The following is a 17,679-nucleotide window of genomic DNA, read 5'->3' on the forward strand; positions in this document are numbered from 1 at the left end:
ATGTTTTTAAGAAAGAATGGAATTATACTGGCTTGTGGACTTTTGTTACTTGGAGGTTACTCTTTATTTGCCGGTGATTTTGGAGATGTGTATGGAGCACATCCTGCGGCTAACGGTATGGGTAATGCGGTAACGGCTACTGTTAATAATTCATCTGCTGTATATTATAACGTAGCGGGACTTGGTAGGCTTTCCGAAGGAGATATGCTTACAGCATTAGCTGATAAAAAGAAATGGGAAAAAGAAAATGGAGTTGCCGCAACAACTGAACCTAAAAAAACATTTCGTCAGAATATGACAGAGTTCCTTAGTGATGCAAAAAAGGATTTATTCTCGAATAAGCCTTTAGAAAGACCGACACGAAATGTGAACGAAATCACTCTTCAATATAATTATGCAAATCCTCATTTAAATGCTTCTATGCTTTCTATCGGTGACAGTGCCAAGAAAGCGATCGGCGGTTACCAAGCGCAAAATACCAATACTCCGGTGAGTCAGGATTTATCTAAGCTAGCGGATGATTATGCAGGACTTGGTTTAACAATCAATCTGAATAATATCTATGATTTTAAAAGAACTATTCGCTTTGGCTTAAACGTATTAGCCCCTGCTACTGGAAATCTTCTAACGATTAACGATGTTAATCCGACAACACATAGATATTTACAATACGGTGTTGCAAACCAAAAGCCAACTATCATGGGTGGAACTGGAATTGAAATCATTAAGGATAGATTATTTGCTGGCGTTGGCTTTACTGCTATTGCCGGCGGAGGTGGTGCTATTCTTTTAAAAGATGTCCCTCTTTCGCCTAACAGCGTTATACCAAACCAACAAGTTATTCTGGAAGTAAAACCAATTATCAATCCAACCTATGGACTTGCCTTTACTTACGGAAAATTTTCCGGTGGAGTTTCTTATAGAAGAGAAACAGCATTAGCCGTTAATTCGCTTGGTGCAAGAGCACAAACCATTCTATTAGGAATTCAATTGGACTTTGATGTTGCCTTATACGATTTATTTTCACCAAGAAAATGGGCTTACGGACTTTCTTATAAACCAAACGGCAAATGGGTGTTTTCCTTTGATATGAATCGCGAGCTTTGGAGTCAGTTGGGATACAAGAATAAATTCGTTGGAACAGAATTCATGTCTAGAACAAAGGCTGCCTATTCAGAACCATTTCATTTAGTTGATGTGACTGTCCTTCGAGCAGGCACAGAATACAAATGGAGTGATAGTCTTCGTATTCGAGGAGGAATTGCAAGAAGACCAAAGGCTACTCCCGATATACCCGGGGCGAACAATTGGATTGATTTTGATAGAATGATATATACAGCCGGAATTTCTTATATTCTTTTTCCGGGAATGCGTTTTTTGGAAAATCTAAAAAACCCAGTCGTAATTGATGCAGTGCTAGAGCACCAAGAGCTTAAATCAATGAAGGTTTATAAATATGCACCTACTCCTAAAAATCCTAATTATAGTGTAGGTGGAAGTGTTTGGCATATCGGAGTTTCCGCGACTATGTTCTTTTGATCTGAAAGTTTATTTGTTGCATTTTATAAAAAGATATCCAACGTATACATCAATGGGCACAAAATACAAGGGTTCAAGTGAAGATGTTCTGTCGCTCAATGCGTTTATATGCTTAGCTAGAGCAGCGGACTCAATTAACAACAGATTAAACTCATATATCTCTGGCTATAGCTTAACCATTAGTCAATTTGGAATTTTAGAAGCGTTATATCATATGGGTTCGATGTGCCAAAAACAACTCAGCGATAAAATTTTAAAATCAACTGCAAACATTACAACCGTAATAGACAACTTAGAAAAACGTTCTCTCGTTAAACGCATTCGCCAAGAAGCGGATCGCCGTTATATCACTGTTGAATTAACAGAAAAGGGAAGGAAACTTATCCAAGAGATTTTTCCCGAACATGTAAAACATATTAACGAAGAGATGGCGATTCTTTCGAAAGAAGAAAAATTACATTTAAAAAATCTCTGCAAGATAGTTGGCAAGAAAGAAAGATGTTAGGGCTTGCGGATAACAGTTGTTTATTCTCCAATTTTAAAATTAAATTTGGAAGCAAATTCCAATTGTTTTTTTTGTAAGTCTTTGTCTAGTTCTTCATCCCTGTTTTGAATTGCTTCTTGTCCTTTTGAACTCCATTTCCCATCAATGACTTCTTGATAAAAATTACAAACAGCCAGTGCAGAGTTTAGAAGGGAATCATTACCTTCAAAATTTCCTAGTTTCTCTATTTTTACTTTTGAATCCGGCACTGCTTTTTTGAATCTATCAATCGCTGCATCTAGTTCCGGTCCATCTTTTAATGCAATTTCTTTTTCTAAGTCAGCTAGAAATTTCATTTCTAGAGCAATGGCATTATTGTATTGCTTTGCCTTTTCGGAATTTCTATTACAGAATGAAATGAATAGAATTAGGATACTTACGAATAAAATTTTTGTATTTCTCAAATGAAATCTCCTTTGTATATAAGTAAAAAAAAAGGAAGAGGTTACTCTTCCTTTTGCGATAAAGATTTAAAAATTAATTATTTTTTTTCTGGAGAACTCATTTTAGGTTCAACTTTTTTTCCAGCATCGCCAGCATCTACTTTTGGATCTAAAATATTGTGCTTAGAAACAGGAGCCTTAAAGTCTACACGGCAAGAGAACTCAACTACATCAGATAAGTTTCCAGAAATATCAGCAGCACGGAAATAAATTTTGTAAACGTCCATTTCAGGAACTTTCACAGTGCCTGCTTTGAATTCTTTCCATTCTCCCGGAGCCCCTACACTGTATTCAATTTTTGCAATTCCAGATTCAGCATCATTTGCATCTGCAACTATAAAAGAATCTCTTTTACAAAAAGTTATGTTGTTAATTGTAACTGGTTTTGGATCAGATTTAACAACAACAGTTGGTTTTTTATCGTCGATAGAAAAGTTAAGAACTTTCTTCTTGGATAAGTTATAAACATTATCTAGCGCTCGCACAGCGATTTCGTAATCTCCACCTTTTGTGAAAACTTGATCTTCGGTTACTGGTAAGTTGCCTTCACCATTTACGTTTAGGACCACGAGATTCACGCCTGCACCTGTGTCAGTTGCCTGAACGTTTAGTTTAACACCTGGTTTGTAGTATTGAATGTCGCCTGGTTTAATTCCTTCACCAATCATTTTTGCTTCCAATTCAGGAGCTTTTGTGTCTACATTGATTTTGTAGGTTTGTGGTTTCTCTACACTACCCAAAATATCAACGCTTCTATAAGTTAGATTGTATACGCCTTCTTTTTCGAGAGCGATCGGATTTGAATAGGTGGAATACGGACCACCGTCTATTTGGTATTCAATATAAGCAACGGCAGCAGAATTTTCTTCTGGTTGTAGATGAAAGCGATACTCTCCGTTCGTATAAAGAGCACCAGCTTCATTCTTGAAAATAACACTTTTTCTGTTTTTCAATGCTGTTTTCATCATTTCATGAAACTTTTCTTTGTCTTTAAAAGCAGCTCTATCTACTATCTGGCTTTTATTATCAGTGGTGATCTCATTGTTCTTGAGCGATTTCAAGTCTAGAAATGCCCCGGTGCTTTCTTGCGATACCAGTGCATAGGTTAAAAATAAAATTGTTACAGTGAGTAATGTCAAAATTCTTTTCACGGTTAAACCTTCCTATTGATTTGTGTCTTAAGTATAGCTCATAAAAATATAGGTATTATGTAAAGAAAAAAAGGGTAAAAATTTCGAAGAGTATTTCATTGACTTTTAAATATCCCTTCCTACTTACATACAGTAAATGCTTAATACTTTCTAAGTTTTTATAAAAATCTTTTTTTTTACTAGATGCTTACGAATCAAAAATTATACTATTTCAAATAATGAAACTTTTTACCATAATTCTATTCCTACTTTGCTACCCAATATTGCCTACGTCCGAATTAGAAAATGACCCTGCATTCGTAGATTTCAAAACCAAGCTTGACTCAGGATGGAAAGTATATGTTAAGAAAAATTTACTTCAAATTGAAAGAAAAGAGCCAGTCTTTGTTATGCCTGAAAATAGAACGAATGCTCCTCCAACGTTAGGCGAAACAGAAAGCGATAAAATTGCTAGAATGAAAAAATATGGGATGAAGATGAAGCCGGCTTTGATTTACGAAATTCAGAAAAGATGGACAGTAAATGATTCCATCGAAGCAGAAACCAATCGAGAAGAAGTTCAGAATAAAATACATTCCCTTCCTAAGAAATACAAAATCGAGCGTTTACTAGATAGAGAATTATCTAAGAAAGGAGGAGAAATCTATATTCCCAAAACAGTAAAAGAAAAAAGAAAAGTAAAAGAATATTTCGCAGCAAAATCCAAACTTGAAAAAAAAATGCCGCGTATACCTGATTATCATTTTAATAAGTTCACTCTCTTTTTAATATCCAAAAGAGGAGTAAATAATGATTATGCGGAAGTATATCCTGAATCTGTAACAGGAGAATTCATAAAAGTAGAAAAACTCTTATTTAAATATAGGGCTAAAGAAGATTAACCATTAAATTTTTTAATGCATCAAGTTATTTATTATTAAACCGGTCGCTACTTTCACATACTCTCTAAAATTTCTACTTGACTCAAAAGATTTTATCCTCACTGATGCAACTATGCAACGAATTATTTATATCCTCATTTTCATTTCCTCTTTCTTTTGTTACAAATGCCAAACAACAAAAGATAATATTCCTAAAGAAAAAGTTCCTATTCTGTTTCAAGTCTCTAATGAACACAAAGCCTTTTTTGTAGATCTCAATAAGAATGAATACACAGAGGCGGAGATAACAGATATTTTCCTCAAACGAAAAGAAATAGCCCGCACTGTATGCGAAATGATTTACGGACAAAAAAAATACTCCAAGGAAATCGTAACCCAGTTTATTACGGCAGACAGTTTCACTAAAGAACCGTTTAAGACTTGGGGACATCCTGTTCCAAAACTCATTGCAGGTTGTTGGAATTTCTTTAAGTTAAATGATGTTCACCCAAATCGTGATTTTGCGCTACTTGCAAAATTATATCCTACTGAGGCTAAGGATTGTTTTACTGTCGGATTTATGCAAGCGTATCTAATGCACAATACTCTTGGTTGTAAAAATCTTACTATGCTAGATATTGATTGGAAAATTCTAGAAGGTCATAAACAAATTCTTGCACTTTTTCATGCAAAAGGATTTGACTCAGAAATGAAAATTCCAACCTCTCTTTCTCAGCTAAAGCTTGGTTGGATTGCTCGCTTTGATGGACGCCCAATGGAAGCCGAAATCAAGACAGACCTAAATAGTTTATGCTTTGCCGAGCATCATAAAATGTGCACAAACATTTTACTTGATTTTCAAAAGAATTTTTTAAATCTAGATGCAATTTACTTACGATTATCCGCGCTTCATGATAGCAATTTCAAGATGAATACAACAAACACAAAAGTAATCTATCTGAGTAACGCAATAGACGACATTTACACAAACAAACAGCAGTTTGATTCTATGATGGCGCAAACAGCAAATGCATTTGCAACAGGACAAAAGGCAATCTTTGTCCACCATGCTGCGGGTCGTTCTCTATTCGGAATCTACGAGTTAAAGAAAACAGAATCGGGTCATGAAATCACAACCGTTTGCAAGGACAAATACCTGACTACTCCCGTTGCTGAGGTTACTTCTGAGTATTCCACACACTTCGAAAGAGTAACGGCTAATAAGAAATTTCCCACCTGCGAAACTTTACTGAAATAAAATGAATCAAGGATTTATTGTATTTCTTCTTGGCTTAGTGTATTGTAGCCCTGCATTGCCGGAATCAAATTTTATAAATCCAAAAGGAAAAACAGTTCAAACACGGATTCAAGTTCCAGAAGGTTATAATCGAATAAAGTCTTCTAAAGAAAGCTTTGGAGAATATCTACAAAGCTTTCCAGTAAAAAAAGATGGGACAAAAGTATTACTCTATAATGGGAAAACCAAAACCCCCAAAGATGTTTATGTTGCAGTGCTTGCTATAGACATTGGAGAAAAAGATTTACAACAATGCGCTGATGCAATTATGCGGCTAAGAGCGGAATACCTCTTCTCGAAAGAACGCTATGGAGAAATTCATTTTAACTTTACAAATGGATTTACTGCGGATTATACAAAGTATGCGAAAGGAAATCGAATTAAATTCAAAGGCAATACCACTTATTGGACTCAATCATCGCAAGCTGATTTCTCGTATAAGAATTTTAAAAACTACTTAGAGCTTGTGTTTAACTATGCAGGATCAGCTTCACTCTCAAAAGAATTAAAAAAAGTAAAGAGCTTAAATGAATTAGAAATTGGAGATATTTTTATTCAAGGTGGATCCCCCGGTCACGCAGTAATTGTCCTTGATAGCGCAAAATCGAAAGTTACCAATGAGAAAATTTTCTTACTAGCTCAGAGCTATATGCCAGCACAAGATATTCAGATTCTAAAAAATCCAGAGGACAATGAATTAAGTCCCTGGTATACAAATAAAAATCTAGACACACTCATTACACCGGAATGGACTTTTAAAAAGACAGATTTGAAAAGATTTGCCGAGTGATTAGCCTGAAATAGGAATAGAAGGATCTATTGGTTTACCTTTTATATAATCTGGGTCTAATTCCCATTTATCACTTCCCTCTTCAGCGGTAAATCGATATACTCCAAGATTCGGACTTCCGATTCGAATGCTTTCCAAATCATCATTAGTCAATAATGAAATAATCGCAGAATTGGTAATCCCATGACCAACAATAAAAAGAGTCCTAAATTGAAGGCTCGCTAATATGTTTTTAAGTTCTGGAATTCTATTAAATCGAACATCTCGAATGCTTTCTCCGCCGGGTGGACGAAAATCCAATTTAGGTGATCTATGGTAGTAATCATTTGTCTCAGGAAATAGAACTGGATAATAAGAAAGCGGATAACCAAATTCATCCCCTCCATCTCGCTCAACAATTAGTTTTGAATACAAAACCATATGATTAAAAGTCTTACCTGTTTCCAATTCAATTCCCTTTAGAATTCCATTTGCTGTTTGCCTTGTCCGAAGAAAATCAGAGCATAGTATTAAATCAGGCAGTATATTTTTCTTAGCTAAAAATTTTCCCGTCAACTCTGCCTGCTCTACACCGAGTGCCACTAGCGGTATATCACTGTCTACCCGTGGATATTGGTTGTTATGCCCTCTTAATCCATCTAGAAAACGAACAATTCGTGCAGTCACAGTAAAACCAAACCACTTTCGCACAAGCATGAGTAATTTAGGGAATAAAACTTTTCTATATCTCTCTGCATTTGCCTGTGAATACCCATGTCGGAAAAGGTAAATTTCTTTTGTCATTGCTACTCTCTTACGTATTTAAGGCAGACTTCACCCATTTCAATATTGTCATTGTGTATAAGTATGTAGGGGATACCAGGAGCTAGCCGCTCCCCATTTAAAAAGGTTCCATTTTTAGAAAAATTATCAATCAAGTAATAATCAAGTCTATGCTTTTCAATCGTTGCATGAATGCGACTTAACTCGATTGAATTTAGATATATTTCTTTTGCCGCATCCACCCCTCTGCCAACTTGATAAGTCTTTCTTTGTAATTTCTTTACGGGGATAACGGACGTTCCACTCTCGATATAAAGTATATTTTTCTTAAGGAGCTTTTCTAATAATAATCTCAGTCCAACCTTTATCTTTAAAAATATCAATCTCATTTGTATATCTATTATCGGAGAAAGGGCTTATTAATACTGAATTCTTTTTAGCGGATAATCACAACCAGGCGTTACATCGTTGTAACATTCGTCAAAGCAGGTTGCTCTTTTGGCTTGAATAATTGCCACTTTTAAAGCGAAGAGCGAACTATTTATGTCATAATTCTTATTGCAATCGCTCATACATTTTGCAAGTTTACTTACACAGTTATTTGGTCTTGGTCCCATTATTTCATCTTGTGTTTTGATTTTATACATTCCATTCGAGCTAGATGAATCTGAAATCTTTGCGATTTCAGCCTTCGTTAAATTTCCATCGTGTGGATGATCGTAAGTAAACACGCGTGGCGGCTTACCATCATTACCCCAATCCACTCGCATAATACAATCAGAAACCAAAATTAATACTAATAAATATAAATTTTTCACAGCTATTTTCATAGAAAAATACTTTTCTTAAAAAATCTAATCTTTAAAATAAATTTCTTTTCCAAATTTGACAATCAATAGATCATAGTCTAAGATACAAGATAAGGAGATAAAAGTTAATGAAAATTGATATTGGAATTTCAGATTCACATAGAAAAAGTATTGCAGATGGACTAAAAAGCCTCTTGTCCGATACGTATATGCTATATCTAAAAACACATGGGTATCATTGGAATGTAACCGGCCCGATGTTTGATACTTTGCATAAAATGTTCATGGCACAATACACAGAATTATGGAATGCAGTGGATCCAATTGCCGAGCGAATTCGCTCACTCGGATTCTTTGCTCCTGGAACTTATGGTGAAATGAGTAAACTCACAAATCTTAAGGAGGACACAGAAGTTCCCAAGGCAACAGACATGATTAAAAATGTAATCCAAGGACACGAAACTGTTATTCGCACTGCTAGAGAAATTTTTGATGAAGCAGAAAAAGGTAAAGATCAGGTTACTATGGATCTGCTCACACAAAGATTAGATGTTCATGAAAAAACCGCATGGATGCTTCGTTCGCTATTGGAATAAAAACATGATTAACCATGTCCTTACAAAAAGGATTAATTAAACCTGAGTAGGAACAAATTGACTCTCATATAGTTTCGCATAAAGACCATTTTGCGCAATGAGAGATTCATGATTTCCAACTTCAGCAATTTGTCCACTATCCATGACTACAATTTTAGGAATGCGGCGAATCGTAGATAGCCGATGAGCAATAATAAAAGTAGTTCTATTTTTAAATAGTCTATCGAGAGCATCACCCACAAGTTTTTCTGTTTGAGCGTCTAATGCACTCGTAGCCTCATCTAAGATTAAAATCTCAGGGTTACGTAGAAGGGCTCTCGCAATTACAAGGCGCTGTCTTTGTCCACCGGAAAGATTTAGTCCGCGCACTCCTAAAAAACTATTATATCCATGCTCCATTTCCATAATGAATTCATGCGCATTCGCAAGCTTAGCCGCTTCTATGATTTCATTCAAGTTAGAATTGGGGCGACCGTAGGCGATATTTTCAGCAACGGTTCCATGAAATAGAAAAATATTTTGCGTAACGATTCCTATTTTTCTTCTTAGGTCATGTAAGTTATACTCGCTAATATTTATTCCATCGAAAGTAATTTCTCCAATAGAGAGATTATAAAAACGAGGAATTAAATCCATTAACGTCGATTTGCCGCTACCACTTGAACCAACAAAAGCAACCGTGTCCCCAATTTTGATTTCAAAGTCAATTCCATGCAATACATCACTGTTTGTTTCAGGATATTGAAAATGGATATTTTTAAATTGAATAGATTTTTTTAAAGGACTTACATGCAATCCTGATTCTTCTTCGTGGGATTCAGAATTTTCCTTATCTATGATTTCAAAAATTCTTTCACCAGAAATTTTTGCTTGCGTGATTTTTCCGAACATCTGAGACAATTGAGTTAAAGGACGAAGCAAAAATAATAACGTAAGTAAGAACGCCATAAATTCACCCTGAGTAAAACTTCCGTTAAATATTAATTTGGCGCCAATCGCAAAAAAGCCAAGCACAACAATGGAAGACGTTAGTTCCACAAGTCCGGGTGCAACTTGTAAATAGAATTGTCCTTTGAAGTTTCGATGAGATAATTTTGTATTAATGTCATTGAATTTTTCTAGTTCATGATCTTCCATCGAAAAGCTGCGGATAACGCGGATACCAGAAATCATTTCCTGAACATTTGCATTTAAGTCAGCCATTCTTTCTTGAAATTTGGAAGTAGACTTAGAAATCTTTTTTGTGAACAAAGTAACAGGATATATAATCACTGGAACTGTAATCGAGGCAATTAAGAGTAATTCGGTATTTAAATATAACAAAACAAACAGGTGAGTGATGACATAAAAGAAATTGATAATTGCATCTCGGAGGTTACTCGAAATAATCGCAGCAATAATTTCTGCATCGTTAATAATTCGACTCATCAAGAGTCCAGTCTTCTCTTTATAAAAATACGTTAGTGGAAGTGTCTGCACTTTGTCGAAGAGTTCTTGCCGCAAATCCCGCACCGCATTATAGCCACTAGTCGCAATACAAAAAACCGAAAGCAAAAAGCAAATCATCTTCATTACATATAAGGGCACGATCAATTTACAAATCGTCCACACAATCTCAGTAGAGTCCATGTCTTTGATTGCATTGTTGACTCGAAATTTTAAAACAATAATCAATCGCTTGAGTTTTTCAAGTCCATCAAGAGAGCTACGACCAAACATTTTTTCTTTTATCAAAATATTGTATTCGGGAGCGGTGTAGTCCAAGTGGAAATTTGTTTTTTTATCAGACCCAAGTGCGTCAAAGAGTGGAATCAAAACAGTGATAGAAGACGCATTGATAAGCGCAGTTAAGACAGCAAAGAAAATCCCTGCCATAAAACGATATTTATATTTCAATGAATAAGATAAAAGCCGTCTGAATATTTTCATTGGAGTCTAACATTCATTTATTGATTGTATTTTTTACTGTCAAGGGAATATTTAAAGATTACCACCGATGAACACCGAGGGCACCGAGAAAAGACAGTCAAGGAATGTAAATGGATCTTAAAAATTCCTTATACCTATCAATTTTGGTTTATTCCAGTATAATACTTTTTTATTCACTCAGCAGTAAACAAGAGGATATGAACAAGATTGAAATCAAAAAAGGCTCTACTGGATTTATTTCCTTTGCGTTTGCAAATCATAAAGAAGGAATGAGTGAGAGTCCGCAGTCGGAAAAAACGTCCTCACTAGAAGGAACAGTGGCGGAAGAAATCAATAAAATTCGAAACAAAATTTCCTATCCTCCACAGGCGCTCGAAGACGGACTTGAATCTGAATGTGAATGGAGCATCGTCATTGACGCAAAACAAAAAGCTTCTCAGGTTAAGACGATTCGCCCTTGCAAATATAAAATTTTCGATGACGAATTTCGTCGTGTTATTCAAGATTGGAATTTTACTTTGCCTGAAAATACAGTTCTGCTAATTCCTGTGAGTTTTAAGATTCAGTAAAAATTGCTTTAGTTAGGAAAGATTTCAAATTTTATGGTTGTATGAACTATAGTTTGATAGATACGCATTGTCATTTGGACTTAATCGAAAAACAAGGGCAGGATATTTCCGTATCATTGGAAAAATCCCAGGCTGCTGGCGTAAAAAAGATCGTGCAAATCGGAATTAATTTAGAACGATCAGAATTAGCAAGAAGCATTGCTATAGATACTAAGTCCGAAATCGAATTATCGTATACTATCGGATGCCATCCTGCGGATAATATAGAATTGCCGGAAGTAGAAGAAATTTCTACTATGGTAGAATCACGCAAAGACGAAAAGAACTTTGTAGGTATTGGAGAAATTGGTTTAGACTATTACCACAAGAAAGAAACCAAAGAATCTCAGTTCAAGATATTTCATCATTTCATGGAATTGTCAGTCAAACACTCATTACCCGTAGTCATTCATTCAAGAGATGCAGCAGAAGATACCTACCAAGTTTTAAAAAAATATAAGGGAAAAGGATTTGGAGTGATTCATTGTTTTGCGTATAACGCAGAATATGCGATCAAGTTCGTAGAGCTTGGATATTATATTTCTTTTTCCGGCGTTGTTGCTTTTAAAAACGCGCAGGATATCCACGAAGCAGCTAGACAAGTTCCACTAGAATCAATCCTTATCGAAACAGATGCTCCTTATTTATCTCCTCCTCCTCACCGAGGAAAAAGAAATGATTCTTCGAACCTTCCTTTTATTTTAGAGAAAATGTTTTCTTTGCGAACAGAAGCAAATCATAAAGTAGAGCAATCCATATACGAAAATAGTTTGAAATTTATACATAGAAAAGCGGTTTAATCATGCTAGATATTAACAGAATCCAATCCAACCCAGAAGAATTAAAAGAAATGCTTAAGAAAAGATGCATGGACGATACATCTTTAGTCGATCGGCTAAATGTAATTATCCAGAACAAAAAAAAGCATCAAGGCGAAGCCGAAACTCTCCGCGCCGAAAGAAACAGAGTAAGCAAGGAAATAGGAACCATCAAGAGTAAAGGTGGGGACATACAAGAATTATCCGCTTCCATGAAAGAAGTAGGCAGTCGAATCAAAGAATTGGAAGAAGCTCTTGAAGTAGAAGAAAATAATCTTTCTGATTTAAACTTGAATCTTCCAAACTTCCTTGACTCGGAAGTTCCTTTTGGAAAATCAGATGCGGATAATATTGAAACACATAGACATGGAGTTAAACCGGAATTTGCCTTTACTCCGAAGCCACACTTCGAGATTGGAGAAGCGTTAGGTATATTCGATTTTGAAAAAGGGGTGAAGCTTGCAGGTGGTAGGGCATATACTTACTTCGGCAAAGCGGCTAAACTCGAACGTGCTCTCATGAACTTCATGCTGGATACTCATGCGGCTGAACATGGCTACGAAGAAGTCTGGGTTCCAACTCTCGTAAACGATGAATCTATGAAGACTACGGGACAATATCCAAAATTCAAAGATGAATACTATCGTCTCGAAGCGGATAATCTCAGTTTAATCCCAACAGCAGAAGTCCCTCTGACTAATCTATACAGAGATGAAATTATTCTGGAAGACAAGCTTCCAATTTCAGTAATGGCGCATACTTCTTGTTTTAGACGAGAAGCTGGTTCGCACGGAAGGGATACTCGTGGTTTGGTGCGAGTGCATCAATTCCAAAAGATTGAACTTGTAAAGTTTACAAAACCAGAAGACTCAGAGATAGAGCACCGTAAGATGTTAGTCAACGCTGAAAATATTTTAAAGAAACTTGGGCTTCATTATAAAGTCCTACTTCTTTGTAGCAAGGATACTTCTAACTCCTCTTCTAAAACTTTTGACATAGAAGTGTGGATGCCGGGTCTTAACCGCTATATGGAAATTTCCTCTGTTTCTAATTTCAAAGACTACCAGGCTCGTAGAGGAAAGATTCGTTATAAATCCAAAGATGGAAAGAACCAATTACTTCATACAATTAATGGCTCTGGTCTTGCAATTGGTCGAACTCTTGCGGCTATCGTTGAAAATTACCAAACAGAATCTGGTGATTTCACAATTCCTGATGCATTAAAGAAGTATTTTTAGAAGGTTACAGTTACTATAAGGCAAAAAAATGACTCCAAAGAAACTAGCACTCGCATCAAACAATCAGCATAAAATTTTTGAATTTAAAAAAATCTTAACCACTGGCTTTTCTTTATTAACCGCAAAAGAATTAGGATTTGATTTTGAAGTTGAGGAAACGGAGTCAACCTTTGAAGGAAATGCTCGTCTCAAGTCAGAACATTTGTATAAAATCTCCGGAATACCTTCGATTGCAGATGATTCTGGAATCTGTGTAAGTGCGATTGACGGCAGACCGGGAGTATACTCTGCTCGTTACGGCAAACCGGAATTTACCGATAGAGATAGAACAGAATTTTTACTAGAAGAAATCAAAGGCAATCCAGATAGAGATGCCTATTATTTTTGTTGCATTGCTTTTACGGATGGAAATGGAACTAAGTTCTTTACAGGAAAATGTAAAGGAATTCTCGCAGAAGATTACGATGAATCCGGAAATGGATTTGGTTACGATCCAATTTTTATTTTTCCACCACTGGGAAAACGTTTCTCGCAAATTTCTCCCGAAGAAAAAAACAAAGTCTCTCATCGTGGAATTGCGCTTAGAGAATTTGCAAAATTTTTAAAGGAGTAGTTTTTTACAGTCACCTCGAACTGCTCTTTCGTGAGAGGTCTATCCTACAAACTAAGTATAAGATTAACCTAACCCTATATTTGTAAAATAGATTTCTCAAAGCAATTCCTTCGTTTTCCAATGTAAATTTTTTATTCCAAAAAACCTCTTACTTTTTACAAAAAAATCCGCACATTTTGTCCTTTTTTGACCTAATATATGTATGATAACCTTCCGAAATAGAAATGAATTTCGTAGAAAAAATATTGATAAAGAAGATGACACTGCCTCTACTCTCCTTGTCCCACTTCATCTCTACGATGACTTCCTACAAAAAACTAAAAAGCACAAAGGAAAAACGTCCGTTTACCTCCATAGCCTCCTTCGACGGTTTAGAACTATTACCCACTCCGGTATGATCCCAAGCCCTGAACAATTGAAAACTTCTTATCAAGAACGAAATCTGTTTTTGAAGAGAGTTAACTTTAAACCTAAGAACATAGACTGGATTGAACTTGGAGAACTGGCTCTCGCCTTTGGTAAATCTCGTTGTTGGGTGTTTGTCTTTTTACTTGAACTAGATTTACTGGGTTTGTGGAAATCTATAGTTGTTGCCGGATTGAAGAAAATAGTTCCGATGGTATCTAGGTTAGAACTGGAAGTTTTTCAACGACTAGAGAGGTTTTCGTATACCTTTATGCGCGGCTATCATGTAAAAGTATAGCAAACACACGAAAAATCTGACTAAAAGAAAAAAACTCTCAACTAAATAAAAAAGTCCCTGTCCGAGGTATACACTTGTAAGCCACAACAAGGGGAAAGGTCAGACAACTACAAGCAGTAGCGCCCAGTGTTAAATTCGAGGAGCTATTGTTTCTCCAGCATCACTGTTGTAAAAACGGCAAGACCTTCGCTACGACCGAGTGCGCCCATTTTTTCAGTAGTGGTTGCTTTTACGGAGACTTGATCTTCTGGAATTTCCAAAAGCTTTGCAAGAGAAGCGATAATCGGTAAACGGTGTGGAGCGATCTTTGGTTTTTCACCGATGATCGTATTGTCTACGTTTAATAGGCAGTAGCCTCTCTCCTTCATTAAATCCAAACACTTTCTAAGAATAATCGAAGAGTCCATGTTCTTTAGAGATTTATCTGTATCGGGAAAGTATTGACCGATGTCTCCGAGTCCGAGAGCTCCGAGGATTGCGTCGGATAACGCGTGTAAGACTATGTCGGCATCCGAGTGACCGATAAGCGACCATTCGGAATCAATGACATAACCACCGAGGATAAGTGGACGTGTTTCGTCTAACGCAAGTTTGTGAAAGTCGATTCCATTTCCAACTCTATACTTCGGGGGCATCTAAAAGCTCTATGTCAGGATTATTTTTTTTGAAATAGTTCAATTCCCAATCGGATTCAAAAAGAACAGCCATGCGACCATCTCTGTCAAAGATTTGGTTTGTAGAAGAAGGCATATTCGGCATGTCTTCTTTTTTTACCCAGCGACAAGATCCATAGGGAAGAGGAGTAATGCTACTCTTTGCGTTGTATTCATCTTGGAGTCGTCTTTGGAAAACTTCAAATTGTAGGTTTCCAAGAGCGCCTATTATCGGATAGCCGCTACCAATCGTTCGCGAGGTAAATAGGTGTAAAATTCCTTCTTCGGATAATTGCTCTATGCCTTTCTTAAAACTTTTGAGGGACATACTATCAGGACAGGAAACAGTGGCAAACATTTCAGGAGCGAATACAGGAAGCGGTTTTAATTTGGGAATTGGTCCTGATGCAAGAATATCGCCTATTTTATAAGTTCCAGGATTTACCAGTCCGATGATGTCGCCGGGGTATGCTTCATCAATCGTATTTCTATCCTGTCCAAAGAAGGCAAAGGACGAAGAAAGTTTAATTGGTTTATCTAATCTCTCATGGTTAACAGTCGTTCCCCGCTCAAACTTCCCAGAACAGATTCGCACGAATGCAATTCTATCTCTGTGCACCTTATTCATATTAGCTTGAACTTTAAAAACAAAACAACTAAAAGGAGAATTGATTGGATCGAGTTCACCACCTTCTCGTAATGCGATATGCACAGGAGGAGGAGCGATTGAAAGAAAATGATCTAAGAATAACTGAATTCCAAAATTATTTACGGCAGAGCCAAAGAACACGGGAGTAATTACACCGGCAAGAAAATCTTCGTCACTAAAAGGAGAAATTCCATTATCAATAATATCAATCTCTTCGCGGAATTTTTTTAGAATATCAGAATCAATTTGATCTTCGAGGCTACTATCGTTTATCCCGCTGAGTTGAACAGGAGCCTGATAGGCACCACCGGGAGTTTTTTGAAATAGGTTGACTTGCTTTTCTTCTCTATTGTATACACCTTTAAAATCAGGACCTGTTCCAATTGGCCATACAGCTGGCACCGCTGTAATGCCTAGAACTTCTTCGATCTCATCTAGAAGAGCAAACAAATCTTTTGTTGGTCTGTCCATTTTATTTATAAAAGTAATAATCGGAATTCCACGGTCGCGGCAAACTTTGAATAGCTTACGTGTTTGAGTCTCGACTCCCTTTCCGGCATCGAGCACCATAACGGCAGTATCCGCTGCAATGAGCGTGCGATAGGTGTCTTCGGAAAAGTCTTCGTGACCGGGAGTATCTAAAAGATTTAAGACAAAGTCTTTGTATTCAAATTGGAGTGCTGCGGAGGTAATCGATATTCCCCGCTCTTTTTCCATTGCCATCCAATCGGAGGTTGCGGATTTTTTATCTTTGCGGGCTTTGACAGCGCCGGCGAGTTGGATCGCTCCTCCATAGAGAAGTAATTTTTCGGTGAGAGTAGTTTTTCCTGCATCGGGATGTGCAATAATCGCGAATGTCCGTCTTCGCGCTGTTTCTTCTTTTAAGCTGAGTGCCATACTGCCATATTTGCAGAAAGGCTGATTTTTCCAATTCTTTCCTTATCTAATTAATATCAATTCGCACTCTAAGCTTTTTCTTTTTAAAGTGAATAAACTTATCAGGACGAAAGCGACTGAGTTCGAATTCATAGACTCGATTGTGAACGAGTAGGTTCGGCTCAAATGCGATTTGTAAACTACGGGTGCTTTTGTAGGTTCCGATTCCGTTACAACACTCGCAATAGATATTCGAGCCGAGACATTCAGGACAGAGGATACGCACTGTTAAAGGAATCTTAACTAGGATTCGTTTTGTCGCTTCTTCTTTTTTTATGATTAAGTCAATGTCATGATTTAGGCCTGTAAATTTAGCTCGGTCTTTTCTGCGAAATCCTGTTCGCATGAGTCCACGTCTGGCGAGAAAGGTCATGGAGGTAGTATAGATTAGCCGCTCTTGGGGAAGTAAAAATTCTTTCTTCGCCTTATCGACATTAGCCTTAAGCGAAAGATGTTTCAGGTAGGCTTTGTCGTAGGCTTCGCGAAATTCTCCGCTTAATACCTGGTATGCCGCAAGTAGATGCTGAAATTTTGCAACTTGTCCGGTGGTTTTATTATCAGGATGATAAATTTTTGCAAGCTCACGATAGTATTTTTTAATTACATCGGGGCTACTTCCAAAGGGAAGATTGAGCACTGCATAGTAATCAGGAAATTTAGTGAGCGGCATGATTTTAATATCGGAAGATTTTTAAAAAAAACATAACTGGCGTGAATTTGGCGTAAGAGAAATTACCAATT

Annotated in this window: 20 protein-coding genes; 11 read left to right on the forward strand and 9 right to left on the reverse strand. The window is 36.7% G+C overall.

The window, feature by feature from the left end; translation table 11 throughout:
• Both IPH52_04055 and IPH52_04060 read left to right on the forward strand, forming a co-directional pair.
• Positions 1–1,539, forward strand: coding sequence for an outer membrane protein transport protein (locus IPH52_04055; GenBank protein ID MBK7054215.1), 1,539 nt, complete (start codon positions 1–3; stop codon positions 1,537–1,539).
• Between the two features lie 52 nt (positions 1,540–1,591).
• Complete coding sequence (locus tag IPH52_04060; protein MBK7054216.1) at positions 1,592–2,044, forward strand: MarR family transcriptional regulator; 453 nt, start codon at positions 1,592–1,594, stop codon at positions 2,042–2,044.
• Positions 2,045–2,064: 20 nt separating this feature from the next.
• Here the strand turns inward: IPH52_04060 and IPH52_04065 are convergent, their stop codons facing one another.
• Complete coding sequence (locus IPH52_04065) at positions 2,065–2,487, reverse strand: hypothetical protein (protein MBK7054217.1); 423 nt, start codon at positions 2,485–2,487, stop codon at positions 2,065–2,067.
• A gap of 77 nt (positions 2,488–2,564) precedes the next feature.
• Positions 2,565–3,677 (reverse strand): hypothetical protein, encoded by a 1,113-nt coding sequence (locus IPH52_04070; protein ID MBK7054218.1) that lies wholly within the window; start codon positions 3,675–3,677, stop codon positions 2,565–2,567.
• Between the two features lie 218 nt (positions 3,678–3,895).
• Between IPH52_04070 and IPH52_04075 the strand changes: the two genes are divergently transcribed.
• The 3 genes from IPH52_04075 (at position 3,896) to IPH52_04085 (ending at position 6,624) form a co-directional block, all read left to right on the forward strand.
• Positions 3,896–4,558 carry a hypothetical protein gene (locus tag IPH52_04075; protein ID MBK7054219.1) on the forward strand — a complete coding sequence of 221 codons (663 nt, stop codon included), beginning with the start codon at positions 3,896–3,898 and terminating at the stop codon, positions 4,556–4,558.
• 112 nt (positions 4,559–4,670) lie between these two features.
• Entirely contained in the window at positions 4,671–5,795 is a 1,125-nt protein-coding gene (locus IPH52_04080; GenBank protein MBK7054220.1) for a hypothetical protein, read from the forward strand.
• A gap of 1 nt (position 5,796) precedes the next feature.
• On the forward strand, positions 5,797–6,624 hold the full coding sequence (locus IPH52_04085) for a DUF4846 domain-containing protein (protein MBK7054221.1): 828 nt from the start codon (positions 5,797–5,799) through the stop codon (positions 6,622–6,624).
• Here IPH52_04085 and IPH52_04090 read toward each other — a convergent pair whose 3' ends face one another.
• From IPH52_04090 to IPH52_04100, 3 genes are read right to left on the reverse strand one after another with little or no spacing between them, the layout of a single operon-like run.
• Positions 6,625–7,407, reverse strand: coding sequence for a histidine phosphatase family protein (locus IPH52_04090; protein ID MBK7054222.1), 783 nt, complete (start codon positions 7,405–7,407; stop codon positions 6,625–6,627).
• Positions 7,408–7,409: 2 nt separating this feature from the next.
• Complete coding sequence (locus IPH52_04095) at positions 7,410–7,775, reverse strand: FHA domain-containing protein (GenBank protein ID MBK7054223.1); 366 nt, start codon at positions 7,773–7,775, stop codon at positions 7,410–7,412.
• Positions 7,776–7,805: 30 nt separating this feature from the next.
• Entirely contained in the window at positions 7,806–8,216 is a 411-nt protein-coding gene (locus tag IPH52_04100; protein MBK7054224.1) for a hypothetical protein, read from the reverse strand.
• Positions 8,217–8,323: 107 nt separating this feature from the next.
• Here IPH52_04100 and IPH52_04105 point away from each other — a divergent pair, with 107 nt between their 5' ends.
• Positions 8,324–8,791 carry a DNA starvation/stationary phase protection protein gene (locus IPH52_04105; protein MBK7054225.1) on the forward strand — a complete coding sequence of 156 codons (468 nt, stop codon included), beginning with the start codon at positions 8,324–8,326 and terminating at the stop codon, positions 8,789–8,791.
• Positions 8,792–8,827: 36 nt separating this feature from the next.
• Here IPH52_04105 and IPH52_04110 read toward each other — a convergent pair whose 3' ends face one another.
• Positions 8,828–10,720, reverse strand: a complete 1,893-nt coding sequence (locus IPH52_04110) for an ABC transporter ATP-binding protein (GenBank protein ID MBK7054226.1) — start codon at positions 10,718–10,720, stop codon at positions 8,828–8,830.
• A 110-nt stretch (positions 10,721–10,830) separates the two neighbouring features.
• Between IPH52_04110 and IPH52_04115 the strand changes: the two genes are divergently transcribed.
• The 5 genes from IPH52_04115 (at position 10,831) to IPH52_04135 (ending at position 14,700) form a co-directional block, all read left to right on the forward strand.
• Entirely contained in the window at positions 10,831–11,289 is a 459-nt protein-coding gene (locus IPH52_04115; GenBank protein MBK7054227.1) for an energy transducer TonB, read from the forward strand.
• Between the two features lie 41 nt (positions 11,290–11,330).
• The gene (locus IPH52_04120; GenBank protein ID MBK7054228.1) at positions 11,331–12,128 is read left to right on the forward strand and encodes a TatD family hydrolase; all 798 of its coding nucleotides are present in this window, start codon (positions 11,331–11,333) and stop codon (positions 12,126–12,128) included.
• 2 nt (positions 12,129–12,130) lie between these two features.
• Entirely contained in the window at positions 12,131–13,384 is a 1,254-nt protein-coding gene (gene serS, locus IPH52_04125; GenBank protein ID MBK7054229.1) for a serine--tRNA ligase, read from the forward strand.
• Between the two features lie 28 nt (positions 13,385–13,412).
• Complete coding sequence (rdgB, locus tag IPH52_04130; GenBank protein ID MBK7054230.1) at positions 13,413–13,997, forward strand: RdgB/HAM1 family non-canonical purine NTP pyrophosphatase; 585 nt, start codon at positions 13,413–13,415, stop codon at positions 13,995–13,997.
• A 202-nt stretch (positions 13,998–14,199) separates the two neighbouring features.
• Positions 14,200–14,700 carry a DUF1564 family protein gene (locus IPH52_04135; GenBank protein MBK7054231.1) on the forward strand — a complete coding sequence of 167 codons (501 nt, stop codon included), beginning with the start codon at positions 14,200–14,202 and terminating at the stop codon, positions 14,698–14,700.
• A 143-nt stretch (positions 14,701–14,843) separates the two neighbouring features.
• Here IPH52_04135 and IPH52_04140 read toward each other — a convergent pair whose 3' ends face one another.
• The 3 genes from IPH52_04140 to IPH52_04150 are packed head-to-tail and all read right to left on the reverse strand — an operon-like array spanning position 14,844 to position 17,608.
• A complete protein-coding gene (locus IPH52_04140) occupies positions 14,844–15,335 on the reverse strand; it encodes a 2-C-methyl-D-erythritol 2,4-cyclodiphosphate synthase (protein MBK7054232.1) in 492 nt (163 codons plus the stop codon).
• The gene (locus IPH52_04145) at positions 15,319–16,899 is read right to left on the reverse strand and encodes a peptide chain release factor 3 (protein MBK7054233.1); all 1,581 of its coding nucleotides are present in this window, start codon (positions 16,897–16,899) and stop codon (positions 15,319–15,321) included. Before IPH52_04145 ends, IPH52_04140 begins: the two co-directional genes overlap by 17 nt.
• Before the next feature lie 46 nt (positions 16,900–16,945).
• Complete coding sequence (locus IPH52_04150) at positions 16,946–17,608, reverse strand: DnaJ domain-containing protein (protein ID MBK7054234.1); 663 nt, start codon at positions 17,606–17,608, stop codon at positions 16,946–16,948.
• Positions 17,609–17,679: the final 71 nt, after the last annotated feature.

The organism is Leptospiraceae bacterium, from assembly GCA_016708435.1.
Lineage (GTDB): Bacteria > Spirochaetota > Leptospiria > Leptospirales > Leptospiraceae > UBA2033.